Genomic DNA, 1,313 nt, shown 5'->3' on the forward strand with positions numbered 1-1,313 from the left:
ATAAAGGTGTTGTTTTTGATCCGCAGATTCAGGTTGTTTATCAGCATCTTCAGTTTAATCAGGCGCGTGATATTGATTTAGGAAAATTTCATGCAATAATTCAGAATGCTCATTCATCATTTTACATATTGAATAAAAACTGAATATTATAAATTTCTTTCATTTCAAACCTGTTTATATTTAATCAATTAACCCCTTGTCCATCACAAACGAAGCTGGCATGCAAAGAAGGACTTTTGAAAAAAGGTGAATTAGCTTCTTATGAACATTCTCGAGTGCTAAAATCTGCGCAAATATTGAATGCTGAAAAAAGAATGGTGATATCCGCGCATGACCGCAATGAAAATAATATCCTGTATCTTATCGAAATTTCTCTGCCACCTATCATTTACAAAACAACAACCATAACAAAACGATAAAACATACTTTACTTTTATTATAATTTGACCTCAAACTCCCTCTGTTTGTTCTAAAATAAATATTTATCCAAAATTCTTAAGTAAATATCCTAAAAAAGGGAACAAATAATATGCGTATTAAATGATATAAACGTCAATAAAGTTCTAAAACAAAATTCAAAACAATGCATAAAACTCATAAAGACTAAACTTATGATCTATAAAAATTAATAAAGAAACGGACAAAAACAATCATCAATATCGCATTTTTTGAAAAATTATGCCACAAGCATTCAGCGTTTAAACTTCTCATATTCACAATGAAATCTATCCTCATATCTTGACATCAAAAATTTTAGAAAAATTTCTCATCGCATAAAAGAAAGCATCTATTATAATCTTTTATATCAAAAAAATAACCATATTGATGAGGCAAAATAAATTTCAATACATTAAAAGGCAGAAAATCTTCTGCCTTTTAACTAAAAATACATATTGCACCTCTTCAAAAAAGGTGGCGCAATCCAGCAGAGAAACTCGTTCCAGAAAAACCAATTTTCTTAAATTTATGCTGATAAGTGACATCTCCACGAAGAGAAAGTTTTGATGAGAGACGGGCATTAAACCCAACCCCTGCTTCCAAAGAAGAACCAAAGGAACCTAACTGAAAATCGTTTTTAAAAGAAACGAATTGCTTATCTTCAAAACTATGCAAATAAGAAAGCTTACTATAAAAAGAAACTTCACGTCCCTCTTCCACAACACCTAACGTCTTGCTTAAACACCCACCAACACGCCCCACCCATTGATGAAATTTTCCTAAATCCACGTCAAGGTTATCAATATCACGCGCCTGATTAAACTGAAGATGCTGATAAACAACCTGAATCTGCGGATCAAAAACAACACCTTTAT

The 1,313-nt window shown here is 31.5% G+C and carries 2 protein-coding genes; one reads left to right on the forward strand and one right to left on the reverse strand.

The genetic code is table 11. The annotated features are described in order from the left end of the window. The first annotated feature begins 236 nt into the window (after positions 1–236). A complete protein-coding gene (locus ACFINU_RS09865; RefSeq protein ID WP_375618995.1) occupies positions 237–419 on the forward strand; it encodes a hypothetical protein in 183 nt (60 codons plus the stop codon). Positions 420–903: 484 nt separating this feature from the next. Here ACFINU_RS09865 and ACFINU_RS09870 read toward each other — a convergent pair. Beyond that, positions 904–1,313: autotransporter outer membrane beta-barrel domain-containing protein (locus ACFINU_RS09870; RefSeq protein WP_375618994.1), on the reverse strand; the 410-nt coding region annotated here is incomplete at its 5' end.

Source organism: Bartonella sp. AC130YNZD, assembly GCF_042196865.1.
Taxonomy (GTDB): Bacteria; Pseudomonadota; Alphaproteobacteria; order Rhizobiales; family Rhizobiaceae; genus Bartonella.